At 65.7% G+C, this 13,153-nt stretch carries 13 protein-coding genes; 2 read left to right on the plus strand and 11 right to left on the minus strand.

Annotated elements, in window-relative coordinates; genetic code table 11:
• Positions 1 to 172 precede the first annotated feature (172 nt).
• Entirely contained in the window at positions 173 to 739 is a 567-nt protein-coding gene (locus tag ACQPZ2_RS05285) for a TetR/AcrR family transcriptional regulator (protein WP_433524558.1), read from the minus strand.
• A 133-nt stretch (positions 740 to 872) separates the two neighbouring features.
• Here ACQPZ2_RS05285 and ACQPZ2_RS05290 point away from each other — a divergent pair, with 133 nt between their 5' ends.
• Complete coding sequence (locus ACQPZ2_RS05290) at positions 873 to 2,156, plus strand: phthiocerol/phthiodiolone dimycocerosyl transferase family protein (RefSeq protein WP_433524559.1); 1,284 nt, start codon at positions 873 to 875, stop codon at positions 2,154 to 2,156.
• Here ACQPZ2_RS05290 and ACQPZ2_RS05295 read toward each other — a convergent pair whose 3' ends face one another.
• Both ACQPZ2_RS05295 and ACQPZ2_RS05300 read right to left on the minus strand, forming a co-directional pair.
• Positions 2,157 to 3,359 carry an AI-2E family transporter gene (locus tag ACQPZ2_RS05295; protein WP_433524560.1) on the minus strand — a complete coding sequence of 401 codons (1,203 nt, stop codon included), beginning with the start codon at positions 3,357 to 3,359 and terminating at the stop codon, positions 2,157 to 2,159.
• 46 nt (positions 3,360 to 3,405) lie between these two features.
• A complete protein-coding gene (locus tag ACQPZ2_RS05300) occupies positions 3,406 to 4,458 on the minus strand; it encodes an NAD(P)-dependent alcohol dehydrogenase (protein WP_433524561.1) in 1,053 nt (350 codons plus the stop codon).
• Positions 4,459 to 4,644: 186 nt separating this feature from the next.
• Between ACQPZ2_RS05300 and ACQPZ2_RS05305 the strand changes: the two genes are divergently transcribed.
• Positions 4,645 to 5,766 carry a S1C family serine protease gene (locus ACQPZ2_RS05305; RefSeq protein WP_433524562.1) on the plus strand — a complete coding sequence of 374 codons (1,122 nt, stop codon included), beginning with the start codon at positions 4,645 to 4,647 and terminating at the stop codon, positions 5,764 to 5,766.
• Here ACQPZ2_RS05305 and ACQPZ2_RS05310 read toward each other — a convergent pair.
• From ACQPZ2_RS05310 to ACQPZ2_RS05345, 8 genes are all read right to left on the minus strand, one after another.
• Complete coding sequence (locus ACQPZ2_RS05310; protein ID WP_433524563.1) at positions 5,763 to 6,329, minus strand: vitamin K epoxide reductase family protein; 567 nt, start codon at positions 6,327 to 6,329, stop codon at positions 5,763 to 5,765. The genes ACQPZ2_RS05305 and ACQPZ2_RS05310 overlap by 4 nt on opposite strands.
• Positions 6,326 to 7,117: a DsbA family protein gene (locus ACQPZ2_RS05315; protein WP_433524564.1), complete on the minus strand. Its 792-nt coding sequence runs from the start codon at positions 7,115 to 7,117 to the stop codon at positions 6,326 to 6,328. The genes ACQPZ2_RS05310 and ACQPZ2_RS05315 overlap by 4 nt, the downstream gene beginning before the upstream one ends.
• A 126-nt stretch (positions 7,118 to 7,243) precedes the next feature.
• Positions 7,244 to 8,089, minus strand: a complete 846-nt coding sequence (locus ACQPZ2_RS05320; protein ID WP_433524565.1) for a polyphosphate kinase 2 family protein — start codon at positions 8,087 to 8,089, stop codon at positions 7,244 to 7,246.
• A 151-nt stretch (positions 8,090 to 8,240) separates the two neighbouring features.
• On the minus strand, positions 8,241 to 8,936 hold the full coding sequence (locus ACQPZ2_RS05325; protein WP_433524566.1) for an ESX secretion-associated protein EspG: 696 nt from the start codon (positions 8,934 to 8,936) through the stop codon (positions 8,241 to 8,243).
• On the minus strand, positions 8,933 to 9,598 hold the full coding sequence (locus ACQPZ2_RS05330) for a hypothetical protein (RefSeq protein ID WP_433524567.1): 666 nt from the start codon (positions 9,596 to 9,598) through the stop codon (positions 8,933 to 8,935). The genes ACQPZ2_RS05325 and ACQPZ2_RS05330 overlap by 4 nt, the downstream gene beginning before the upstream one ends.
• Positions 9,599 to 9,601: 3 nt before the next feature.
• On the minus strand, positions 9,602 to 10,066 hold the full coding sequence (locus ACQPZ2_RS05335; RefSeq protein ID WP_433524568.1) for a hypothetical protein: 465 nt from the start codon (positions 10,064 to 10,066) through the stop codon (positions 9,602 to 9,604).
• A gap of 255 nt (positions 10,067 to 10,321) precedes the next feature.
• Positions 10,322 to 11,575 carry a saccharopine dehydrogenase family protein gene (locus tag ACQPZ2_RS05340; protein ID WP_433527329.1) on the minus strand — a complete coding sequence of 418 codons (1,254 nt, stop codon included), beginning with the start codon at positions 11,573 to 11,575 and terminating at the stop codon, positions 10,322 to 10,324.
• Between the two features lie 27 nt (positions 11,576 to 11,602).
• Positions 11,603 to 13,042 carry an ABC1 kinase family protein gene (locus tag ACQPZ2_RS05345; protein ID WP_433524569.1) on the minus strand — a complete coding sequence of 480 codons (1,440 nt, stop codon included), beginning with the start codon at positions 13,040 to 13,042 and terminating at the stop codon, positions 11,603 to 11,605.
• Between the last annotated feature and the right edge of the window lie 111 nt (positions 13,043 to 13,153).

Below are 13,153 nucleotides of genomic sequence, written 5' to 3' on the forward strand. Positions count from 1 at the left end.
ATCCAGCATCTGTCACTCGTCGCCGCCGCGAAGCGATATCCGCGCAGTAAGTTCGCTGCCGGTTCGCGATGCTGGCGCCCACGGCACCGGCGGCCATCCGGGCGCGCCCAGCGCGATACGTCGTGCGGAGCGGAGCGGGACCCGCCCGGAAGCCGCGGCGACGATGCGGCGGCTATTTTCCGCCGTCAGTCGGTAGCAGGGTGGCGAGAGTGCGCAGACCTGTGGTGATGTCGATGGCGGTCGGGGCGTGTTCGGGATCGATCAGGTGTTGGATCAGCAGCCCGCCGATCATGGTTTGCAGGAGGGCGCCGAGTCGAGCGTCCTGCGCGGCCGGGCCGAAGAAGCCGGATAGTTCGGTGCGCGCCCGTTCCTGGGCGGAGCCCAGTTCGGCACGCAGTTCGGGGGAGTGCAGTGCCTGGGCCAGACTTTCGCCATTGGCGGTCCAGAGGGCGTGATCCTCGGTGAACGAGGTGATCAGCTGCTGTAGAAAGTCGTGCAGTCGCGCGGCCGGATCCGCGGCGTCGCGGGCGGGGAGTGAATCGAGAATCTGCTGGACCGCATCCGCGCTCGATTCCATCATCGCCTGGTTGAGCAGCTTGTCGCGGGTGCCGAAATGGTAGTTGATGGCGGCCAGATTGGTGCCGGAGGCGGCCACGATATCCCGCACGGTGGTGCGCGCGTATCCGCGTTCGGCCAGGCACTGCTTGGCCGCGGCGAGCAGATCGTCTCGGGTTCCCACCTTCGCACCCTATCAGCGTGGAATACATCTGTTTGTGACAAGCGTTTCAAACGTTGGTTTGTGACAAGCGTTTGAAACATCTGTATGTTGAGGGACGTAGCCTGCTCCGCCACACGGAAGTACGAGACGACCAATGACCGACCAGCGAGCGCTTTCTCCCTTCGAACTCATCTATTTCGGCTCCGAAACCCATCTCGGCAGCGTGCCGACCGGCGGTATGCCGTTGTTCATCGGATCCACCGTGCACGGTCTGCTGGATGTCGAGATCCTGCGCCGGGTACTCGACGAACTGGCGGCCGACCATCCACTGCTGCGCAGCAAGCCGGTGGCCGATCCCGACGGCACGCTGTACTTCCACCCGGACGACGCCTACCGGCCGCGCCTCGAAATCACCGATGGCGGTGAAGTCGAATACCTCAATCTGGTCAACGGCCCGAGGGATTGGCACGACGGCCTGTTCCGCGCGCATCTGCTCCGCGACGGTGACCGCGATCAGATCGTCCTGGTCATCCATCACGGAATCGCCGATGGCAGATCGGCATTCGCACTTCTCGCGCAGATGTGGCAGCGCTACACCGCACATGCGACAGGAACCGCACTGCCACAGTCGGATTCCGCTCGGGAATTGCCGGAGGCCGCCGATATCCAACTCGCCGCGGTCGTCTCGGATGCGGAGGTTGCCGGGTGGCTCGACCAAGTCCGCGCCGTGGCCGCGACGATGGGGCCGGAATCGGCTCCGCGCACCTTACCGATCGACGGGAATGGCGACGATCCGCTGGGCCGGTTCGCTGTACACCGAATCGAATTGGATACCAAGGAAACCCAGCATCTGGTCGACGCCGCTCGCGCGCATGGGCTTTCGCTCAACAGCCTGCTCGGCGGCGCCGCACTCGTCGCGGTCCGCTCCCAACTCGAACCCGCGACGGGGACGCTCCCGGTATTCTGTGGCCACGCGGTGGACGTGCGATCCGAGCTGAATCTGCCCGCGCACATGATGCTGAATTGCGCTTCCGGCGCGGGCACCTTCGCGCTCGTCGCCGAGAACGCGGGCCCGATCGAGATCGCGCACGAGGTGGCCGAGGGCATGGCGGTCGCAGTGAAGCAGCGGGAAGCGCCCATATTCCTACTCGCCTCGCAGCGCGTCCAGGACGAGGCGACCGCCGCGATCCTCGCGGCATCGCCGACCGTCGCCATCTCCAATATCGGTCGCCTGCCAGCACATTCGATCCCGGAGGGCATCCGCCACATTCGCGACGACGTCTACGCCATGGGCCCCGGCATGCCGCCGAAGCTCACCGTCTTCACCATCGGCGGCCGCCTGACCATCCAGGTCGAGTACGACACTGTCCTGTACAGCCGCGCCCAGATGGGCAAGGTCAGCTCGGCACTGATAGGTGCGCTCCAGCGGATCGAATGATCACTCCGGTGGCCGACTGCTGCCGCTGAGTCGAATGGTCAACTGACGAGTCCACTTTCGTTGCTTCTTCGGCGGCCGCTCGGGCTTTTCGGTATCGCTGTCCGTCTCGACCTCATAGCGACGGATGTAGGCGCCCGCGAACGCCTGCACCGTCGCGGTCACCGGAATCGCCAGCAGCGCACCGGTCGGCCCGAGTATCGCCGCACCCGCTATGACCGCGCCGAACGCGACGGCCGGATGCATATCCAGCGTGGTCGCGGTGATTCTCGGTTGCAGGACATAGTTTTCGAACTGCTGATACACCACGATGAAGCCCAGAATCCACAGCGCGGTGGACGGACCTTGTACCAGCGCGACGAGCACCGGCAGCGCACCGGCGAGATAGGTGCCGACGGTCGGAATGAACTGCGAGACGACGCCGACCCACAGTGCGAGGGCGAATGCGGACGGCACATCGAGGATGCGCAGTGCGGCATAGTGCGCGATCGTCGAGCACAGTGCGAGCAGTCCGCGTGAATAGATATAGCCGCCGGTCTTGTCGACGGCGATATCCCAGGCGCGCAATACGTGTCGCTGGCGGTGTGGCGGCAGCAGCGAGCAGACCGCATTGCGGAAGCGCGGCCCGTCGGCGGCGAAATAGTAGGTGAACAACAGCACGCCGAGGGACTGGAAGATCGCGCCGATCGCGGCGGTGCCGACACCCCAGGCATTCCCCGCCAGCCCGACCAGATAGCGGTCGATGGTGGAACTCCACTCACCGAGGTACTTCCGCAGATCGTTGCCGGACAGATTCGTCTTGAAGGTGCGATTGACCCAGTCGACGGCCTGATCCGCGTTTTCGGGCGCGTTCTTGACCAGGGTGGTGACCTGATCGACCAGCAGCGCGCCGAGCGTCCACACGAAGGCGACGGTGCCGACGGCCAACACCAGGAACACCACCCCGGTCGCCAGCCCGCGCCGGACACCGCGTGCGGCAAGCCAATTCACCGCAGGCTCGATGGCGAAGGCCAGGAACAGCGAAACCAGCAGCACCAGCAGGAAACCCTGCAGTTTCTGCAGAACCCAGAAGCCGCATACCAACCCGGCCACCGTCGCCGCCGCGAGCAGGAACGCTCGCAACAGCCACGGCGGCGGCCCCGCGGTCACATCGGCGGTGACCACCGCCGTTTCGGCGGGCGGGGATTGCTCTTCATCCGCAGACACATCGCCAAGCTAGCGAACCGGCGACGAATCGGCGCAGCGACACGGACTAGATCGTTGCGGCGTCGATCACGAACCGGTACCGCACATCACTGGCGACGACCCGGTCGTAGGCGCCATCGATCTCGTCGGCCGAGATCAGCTCGATCTCCGCGCCGATTCCGTGTTGGGCACAGAAGTTCAGCATCTCCTGGGTCTGCGCGATACCGCCGATATTCGAGCCGGCCAGCGCCCGTCGATATCCGGTCATGGTGAAAGGCTTGACGCTCAACGGGTTCTCGGGCAGGCCGAGGATCACCAGGGTGCCGTCCAGCTTCAGCAGGCGCAGGTAGTCGTTGATCGGCAGATCGGCCGAGACCGTATTGAGGATCAGATCGAAGCGGTTGCGCAGCTCGCGGAAGGTTTGCTTATCGCCGGTCGCGTAGTAGTGGTGCGCGCCGAAGCGTTTGCCGTCGTCCTGCTTGCTGAGCGAATGGCTCAGCACGGTGACCTCGGCCCCCATCGCCGCGGCGATCTTCACCCCGACGTGTCCGAGTCCACCCATGCCGATGATCGCGACCTTCGTACCCGGTCCCGCATTCCAGTGCCGCAGCGGGGAGAACAGCGTGATGCCCGCGCACAGCAGCGGCGCCGCGACATCGAGTCCGATGCCCTCCGGAATCGAGAGCACGAAGTTCTCGGTCACCACGACCTGGGTCGAATAGCCGCCCATCGTGTACCCACCCGGCTGGATGGACGAGTCCACCCCGGCGTTGTAGGTCATGGTGGCCCCGTTGTCGCAGTACTGCTCCTCATTGGCCAGACAGGGACCGCAGACGCCGCAGGAATCGACCATGCAGCCGACGCCGACCCGATCGCCGACCCGATGCTTGGTCACCTCCGGACCGACCGCGGCGACAATGCCCGCGATCTCGTGGCCGGGCACGCACGGGTATTTGGCGCCGCCCCATTCGCCGCGGGCGGTGTGGATATCGGAGTGGCAGATGCCCGCGTATTTGACATCTATCAGCACATCCCGCGGTCCGAGCTCGCGTCGCTCGATCGTCAGCTTCTCGAATTGCCCGTCGGGCGCGGACATCGCATACGCAGCAGCAACGCTCATGCCTGCGCCTCGCTGGCGCTCGGCTTCGGCATGCGCGTTGCGCGCTGCGACATGATTCGCTCACTGCGTTCACTCATGCGTACATGCCTACCGCCGCGGCGGAGGTTTGCCAAACGCATCGCCGAATAAAGATCTCCGGCCACAATGGAATTTGGTCAAAGGCCCAGCCGGAGGTGGGAGAGCGGCATGGACGACGACGAGCGGTACCGCGCGCCCGAGCGGCAGCGAGACGGTGGCGGGCGTGCGTTGGCGCTGTTCGCGGCCGTCCTGCTCGCCGTGGCCGCATTCTTCGGTTTCCGCGGTGAACTGCCCGACTGGTCGTCGTCCTCGGGTGCGGACAACTCCCCGCCTGCCCTGCTCGAGCCGCTGCCGCCGCTGGACCCGGTGGCGGTCGCTCATGCCGTCGAACCGGCGCTGGTGAATATCAGCACGTCCGCGCGGCCGTTCGGACTCGGCGCGGCCGGAACCGGAATCGTGCTGACCACCGACGGACAGGTGTTGACCAGCCATCATGTGGTCAAGGGGGCCGAAACCGTGACGGTCACCGATGTCGGCAACGGCACCGTCTACGACGCGACGGTGCTCGGCTACGACGCGGGTGCGGATATCGCGCTGCTGGAACTCACCGGCGCCACCGATCTGACGATCGCACGCATCGGTCGCTCCGCAGAGCTGCGCGTGCACGAGGATGTGCTCGCCATCGGCAATGCGGGCGGCGCGGGCGGCACGCCGACCTCCATCCAGGGCAATATCACCGATCTGAACAGCACGATCGTCGCGCTCAATGCCTCCGATCTGACCCGCAAATCGCTGACCGGGATGGTGGAGATCGCGGCGCCGGTCACCGCGGGGCAGTCCGGCGGTGCGCTCGCCGATCCCGGTGGCACGGTGGTCGGCGTGATCACCGCCGCGTCCGGGGAGACCTCACGCGAGGTCGGGCGCACCCCGAACGGCTATGCGGTGCCGATCGACACCGCGATGCGGGTAGTGGGCCAGATCCGTTCCGGCACGCCCACAGAAACTGTGCACATCGGGCCGACCGCGACGCTCGGCGTACTGATCTCGGACGCGAAACCGAGCGGGGCGAAGATCGATGTCGCGCTGTACGGATTTCCGGCCTACGCCGCGGGGCTCGTCGAGGGCGATGTCATCACCGCGGTCGACGGCCGTGACATCACCACCGCGAAGGCGCTGCGGGCCGCGATCAATGTGCACAAGCCGGATGACACCGTCGCGCTTGATGTCCTCGGCGCAGGCGGAGCGCAACGCACGATCACCGTGGTGCTCGCGCTGGGCACACCGAACTAGACCAGCGACAGCCAGTAATCCTGGAACTTCAGGAAGATCAACAGCAGCACCACGGCGTAGAACACCGCGACGAACGTCCACCGCCACTCGACGACGATCCGCATCGGCCCCCGCGCACCACCCCACACCTGCTCGGTGGCCACCGCGAGCAGCGGCGTGATGATCGCCCACACCACCATGCAGTACGGGCACAGTGCGCCGATCCGGTACAGGCTCTGGAAGATCAGCCAGCAGATGAAGGCCGTGCCGAGCACGGTCCCCACCCACAGTCCGCCCCAGATCCAGCGCGGAAAGCGCACATTGGCGACCGCCAGCACCGCGAGGGTGACGACCACCGAGAAGCCGACGATGCCGATGATCGGATTGGGAAATCCGAATTTGGCGGCCTGTTCGGTGGCCATCACGCTGCCGCAGGACAGGATCGGGTTGATGCTGCAGGAAGGCCGGTAGTTCGGATCGGTGAACAGCTTGAACCGCTCGATGGTCAGCGTGACCGAGGCTAGCCACCCGGCCAGCCCGCCGATCAGCAACACCCAGGCGGCCCTGGAAGAAGTGTTGTTCACTTGGCCGCGGCTGCCGCGATGACCGCTGCCATCGCGTCGGGCTTGAACTGACCGTTCGACAAGGCGAGGTCCTGGTTGTTCACCTGGGTGCCGTTGACGAAGACCGTCGGTGTGGATTGGACGCCGCTGTTCAGCACATCCTTGGTCTTGGCGCCGATGTACTTGTTGTAGCTGTTGTCCTTGACGCACTGCCCGACCGAATCGGGAAGGCCCGCGCCCTTCGCGATGGTGATCAGCTGGTCATCGGTCAGACCCGCACTGCCCTCGGCGGGCTGCTGCTGGTACATGGTGGCCAACCAGCCGAGGTACTTCGACGGATCCGCCTCGGCGACGCAATACGCCGCGTTGGCGGCGCGCGAGGAGTACTTCGTGGTGGAGGCCTTGTCCAGGAACGAGATGATGTTGTATTCGACGATGGCCGTGCCATTGTCGACGGCGTCCTTCAGGACCTGGGCGTTGGCGGCCTCGAAGGCCTTGCAGGCCGGGCACTGCAGGTCGGCGACGACCCGGACGGTCACCTTCGCATCCGGCTTGCCGATGCGGACCGCACCGTTGTCGGTGATGGTCGCGGTGGCGCCGTTGGGCAGCTGGCTCACGGCGGCGGCGATGGACGGGGTGGCGCCCAGATCGTTCTTGTCCGCGTTCTTCACCGCGATACCGATGCCGATCGCCGCGATGAGCCCGACCAGCACGACGGCCACGCCCACCTGGATCAGGATCTTGCGGTTGCGGTCGGCGCGCTCCGCCGCCGCGAGCGGATTCGTTTTACCACCCGGTTTATTGCTCACCGTGCGTTCACCACGCCTTTCGCTTGCCTGCCGGTTACCTGCCGCCACGATGGTAGATCCGGAACTCCCCCGGGGCGTGGACGGGCACGGCCACATCATCCGTGGTCAACCTGAGAGGAACCTTGGTCAGGCTTCGGCGAGGCGGCGCTGCTGCTCCTCGACATCGAACAAGGCTGGTGGCCAGTCGAGTTTCAGCCCGTCGAGTGCGTCGATCAGCAGTTCGGTAACCGCGAGGCGGGCGAACCACTTGTGGTCGGCCGGGAGCACATGCCATGGGGCATAGTCGGTCGACGTGCGGTCCAGCATGACCTGGTAGGCCTCTTGATAGGCGGGCCAGTAGCCGCGTTCGTCGATATCGGCGGGATTGAACTTCCAGTATTTATCCGGTCGGTCCAGCCGTTCGCGCAGCCGCTTCTTCTGCACGTCGAGGGAGACGAACATCGCGACCTTCACCAGCGTGGTGCCCTGGTCGACCAGTTCCCGCTCGAAGGCGTTGATCTCGCCGTAGCGCGGTTCCCATACCTCCGGCGGCACCAGATTGTGCACCCGTACGACCAGCACATCCTCATAGTGCGAGCGGTCGAAGACGCCGAGTTGACCGGCGCGCGGCAGTGCCTTGCGGATGCGCCACAGGTAGTGGTGGCTCTTCTCCTCTTCGGTCGGAACACCGAAGGAGGCGTGGTCGACGCCCGACGGATCCACCGAACCGATGACGTGGCGGACGATGCCGCCCTTGCCCGCGGTATCCATCCCCTGCAGCACCAGCAGCACGCTGCGGGTATCGCCGGAACGGCCGTTGGCGTAGAGCTTCTCCTGCAGATCCGAGAGCACGCCTGCGCGTTCGATGAGCAGGTTCTGGGCCTGCTTCTTGTCACCCTTGAATCCGGGCGTAGCGGAGGCGTCGAGATCAGCGATGCGCAAGCCATCGGCCCGCAGGGCCTCGATGGGCGGCAGAGACCATTTCTTCGCCATCGATGTATCTTATGGCTGAATTCGTGGCCGCGCGGGCGCGGCGTGTTCGCGGCCGCCGCGAGACGGGCCGCGAACGGGTCGCTCGTAAGACTCGCTCCGTCGTGGTTGCGGATTGCTGCGACGTGCCGATTGTCAACTGCCCGGCTCCGAGTCAGCGGATTTGGGCGAGCCGAAGCAATTGGTCGGCGAAATCCTCGTCGGTGACCGGGGTCAGGGTCAGCTCGTGCGAGGTGGTGAGCAGATAGCGTCCGTCACCGGTGAAATCGAGCCAGCTGCGGTGCCGGGTGGGCGGCGACATCGGGTTTTCCGGTTCCACGGTCACGGTGATGAAGCCGCGACCGTCCACCGGTTTTCGCAGGATCTGGCGGAACCGGGCGGCGCGGCGATGGCCGTTGGTCGCGCTGTCGCCTTCGTCGGAGTTCAGGACCGCGTCCTGCGGCTCCCGCATGGGCGCCAGCTTGCCCGGCTCGGCCGATCCGATGATCTCGACCAGATGTTTGCCGAGGCTGCGGACGTGGCACATGCGCACCGTCACCTTGTCGATATCGGCGATCAGAATGCCCGCGTGGTTGTGCACCACCGCGGCGAAAACGAGGATCCGCTTGGCACCCGACTCACCGGAAACGGTGATGGTGGTGGCATCGGAGCGGGCGCACAGCATGAGCGCGGCCGCCAGATCGGCGTCGGCCTGGCGGGCGAAGCGCTGGGGTAGTCGCAGTGCGGTGTATTCGGATTCGGTGCGGACCGTGGCGGCGGGTGCCAGGTTGACCGGGTAGGGGCGGCGGTCCAGGCTCGTTTCGTTCTCCCAGACATGCGTGAATTCGTCCGGGGTGAATACCCATTTCACCGTGCGCCCCCGCTGCCGGCATTCGGCCGCGCGATCTGTGGGCCGTCGGGCGGCGGGGTGAATCGGGGGACACGGTCGCCGGATGCGGGCATGATCGGGGTGTAGACATAGGTCATCGTGTCCTGGACATCGGCCTGCGCCGTAGCAGCGGCCATGTCGTGGTCCATCCTGCGTTGTCCGCCGTGGATCGTTTCGGCGGCCGGATCTTCCAGAGCACGATACTGCGGCGGCGGCGGAATCGCCGCTCGGATGGCCTGTGCCGCATCGGAATTGAGCTCCATCAGGCGCTGTACCGCGCGGCAGACATCATGCGCCTCGGTACCGGCGCGGACGAAATCGCGGGTGGCGCGCAGCGCGGCATCGGCGGAACGACCCGACCAGTGCGCGAATTCGCGATTGGTGGCATCGGAGAAGGCCTGGAATGCCTCTGCGACCACGGTGGCATCGGCGCGCCAGGCATCGGCGACCCGGCCCAGAGCCGCGGGATCGATGACCTCGTGCACCAGATCCCAGATCTCCTGGTGCGTATAGGCGCCGAACAGTTCGCGCTCGGGTGCGTACGGGGGATCGGTTCCGCCGCTCGCCGATCCGGCGGAGGCGGCGACGGCGCGCTGCTGGACCCGGATGGCGTCGGCGGCTGCCCTGGTGACGGAATCGGCCATGGCTCAGTGGTTTCCGTCGGTCTGTTCGCCGCGCGGCGACTCCAGGTAATCGGTGATCAATTGCAGGGCGGCACGATTCGCGGCCTCGGCATCCTCGAAACGCTTTCCCGCGGCCAGATAGGCGGCCTTGTACAGCAGGGCTGTCTCCTGGAATGCGGTGACGGTGTCGAGGAATTGAGTGCCCTTGTCGCCGAAGCCTTTTGCCAGTCCGTGGCCCGTCAGCAGGTCGGGAAAACCGGATACCTCGGTGACGAGATGTCCGGTGGCCGTTGCCTTTTGCAGATCCTCGACGAGCTTGTCGCATGCGGCGGCGAGGTTTTCGGCGACATCCTCGGCCAACTCGAAGGGTTCCCCGCCGCTGGTTCCGGTGGCGGCGGCATACAACTGCCTGGCCATCCGCTGACCGGTATCCGGCACCGCCATCTGGGTCGCCCCCTCACGTTCGGTCCACCCACCGCTTGCGGGCACTTTACCGTTCGGTACCGACCGGTGTAACCCGCTTGTGCTCCTCCCACAGCGCCGCACCCATGTGATGTGGCGCACGACAAAGTGGATCCCTGGAGCGGGCGGGTAGCGCTGATGTATTGCACAGCGCAGGCCGCCAGGCCTTTTCATAGATCGCGGCGAGAGCGGGGGCGTTCATGGTGCGTCGAGCGAGGTTCACCGCACCGCCCTCGGGTCCGCAGACGGCGACTTCATCCGAGCTCCTCGGTTTGTCCCCGGCTACGTGCGCTCGACCTCGATAGTCATGCCTGCGGCGCGCAACCGGTCGGTGAGTGCGTCGCCCATCGCGGCCGCAGGGGTGAGAATGCCAGCCGATTCGGGCTGCTTCGCACCGTCGAATGCCAGGCACAGTCCGGCCTGTCCGAGCATGACGGCGGTGGCCTGGTAGCCGGGATCGCCTGCGCCGGAGAAGGTCGCCACGTATTTCGCGCCCGAGGAGGTACGCGCGTAGGTCTTCATGCTGAACCAGCCACTCGTGCGCGCCTGTTCGCTCGGTCCAGTGCCCGGCTTGGGCAGGATCCGGTCGAGCAGCTTGCGTCCCACCGCGACTCGCGACAGCACCGCACCGGCCGCCATCGTTGCCACGATGCCGCCCGCCATACCGGCGGCCACCAGCGGCGCCGCAGCCGATTTGCCCGCGTTCATCACCTCGCGGTAGCGGAAGTTCTTGCCGTAGACCCAACCGAGCAGACCATTGGTGCGGCGCACGATCTTGGTGTTGTGCGCGGCCATGACGAACGTGCCGACCCACCCGTCCAGGCTGGGGTCGATGCTGCTTGCGCGCTGCAGCGCCTGATCGGTCTGACGGCCGACATTCGGTTCCATCGACTTGTCCGGGCTGAGCGAATAGGGGTGGCTCATCACCGAACCCTTGGCCGGATCGGCCGCGATGGCCTCCATCATGGCCCGGCCCGAGTCGATGGTGCCACCGCTGACCCCGCCCTTCAGGGACGCGATCAGGGTGGTGTCCTCGAGCTCGCCGGTATTGTCCGCGACGGTGCGCTTGTACAGCTGGTACACACTCACATCCGACGGAATCGAGTCGTAGCCACAGGAATTCACGATCTTCGCGCCGGTCTGCACCGCCTGCTCGTGGTACCGGTCGATCGCGTCCCGGATGAACAGCGGCTCACCGGTGAGGTCGGCGTAGTGGGTCCCGGCCTTCGCGCACGCGGCCACCAGCGGGATGCCATAGCGCAGGTACGGGCCGACGGTGGTCACCACAACCGTGGTCCGCGCCGCGAGTTCGTCGAGTGCGGCCTGGTCGGTCGAATCGGCAACTACCAGGCCCCAATTCGCGGCGGCCGGGCCGAGTTCGTCACGGACCGTCGTCAATTTGTCGAGCGAGCGTCCCGCCAGTGCGATGCGTGCCTCGGCGGGCGCCGCGCCGAGCAGATATTCCGCGGTGAGCTTGCCGACGAAACCCGTTGCGCCGAACAGCACTAGGTCGAATTCTCGGTTGTCTGCCATGATCTTCCGTTCGATAGCTGCTGTGGTGAATTACTTGGTACCGGAACCGCGCGTGGTCGGTTTCTTCGCCCGCGCCCGCGGCTTCTTGGTCGGCGTCGGTTTGCGCTCGATCAACCACTCCCGATGCGCCTTACCCAAATCGGTGACCGGCGCCTCGTCGTAGAGCCATTCGCGGGAAATCTTGTGCCAGTTCGCGGTGCATTCGAGCTGACCGAGCATGCCGAAGGTGAGGAAGTCGGCACGCCGCGAGAACAGGTGCTCAGGCGGCAGATTCTGTTGCTTCATCCCGGTGAATTCACTGGCTCGCGGATCCACCGCGAGCAGAAACGCACCGCTGGCAAGTTCCGGGGTAATGGTCAGCTCCTCGTCGAGCAGACACCATTCCGAGGCCGCGAGCACGTATTCCAGGCATTCCTCGGCGCCGATCTCATCGGGCGAGTCGATGACGCCGCGCTCGATCATCAACTGCCGCAGGTCTTCTGCCCGATCCTCGGCCGCCGCGCGCAGGCAGATCGTCTCGAACCGCACATGTTCGGGATCCATCCGGTTGAACAGGCCGAAATCTAGGAAGCCGATCCGGCCGTCGTTGGCCAGCAACACATTTCCCGGATGCGGGTCACCGCAGAATTCGTTGAAGCTGAACAGCGAACCGACATAGAAGCGATAGATGATCTCGCCGATCCGATTGCGCTCGGCCGCGGGCAACTGCCGGATCTCCTCGAATCCCTTGCCCGCCACATATTCACTGACCAGCACCCGCGTCGTACTGAGTTCGGGCAGTGAGCGCGGCACCATGATGAACGGATGTCCGGCGTAGAGATCGGCGATCTGGAGCTGGGTATCGGCCTCGGCGTGGTAGTCGAGTTCGCTCTCCATATTCAGCCGCAACTCGTCGAGTACGGCGGGCGTCACCCACGGCATCGCCGATTGCAGTACCCGCCGGAACATGGCCAGATTCTTGAGATCCGCGCGCACCGCCGCATCGATGCCCGGGTACTGCACCTTCACCGCGACCTGACGTCCGTCGTGCAGCCGCCCCAGATACACCTGCCCGATCGAGGCCGCGGCAATCGGCTCGGGCTGGAATTCAGCGAATACCGCGTCCAGCGGCTGCCCGAAGTCCTCCTCGATCACCTGCCGCATCGACTCGAACGACACCGTCGGGGCGGCATTGCGCAGCACGGCGAGTCGTTTCTGGAAGCGTTCGCGATGGCTCTCGGGCACCAGATCGAGATCGAGCACCGACATCATCTGGCCGAGCTTCATGGCCACGCCCTTCATGGTCCCGAGGACCATGACTACCTGCTCGGTGGTGCGGATCATGGACTCCTCGGCCATCTTCGCGCGCACGGCCGCCGACCGGCCCCGCATGGATAGGCGTGTGCGCTGGGTTCGGATGACCGAACTGGCTGCCACCGCTCCCAGCTTGGTGCCACGAGCAAGCCGAGAAGTCGGCACTTGCTTCGCCATCGAGGTACCTCCATTGGTGCCAGCGGTCGGAGCGACGGGCGCGCAGGCGGCAGCTTGCGTAACCACGTAGCGACCCGCGCAGACCGCCATCGGCGGAGTGCGCGGGGCGGT

Source organism: Nocardia pseudovaccinii, from assembly GCF_050942345.1.
GTDB classification, from domain to species: domain Bacteria; phylum Actinomycetota; class Actinomycetes; order Mycobacteriales; family Mycobacteriaceae; genus Nocardia; species Nocardia pseudovaccinii.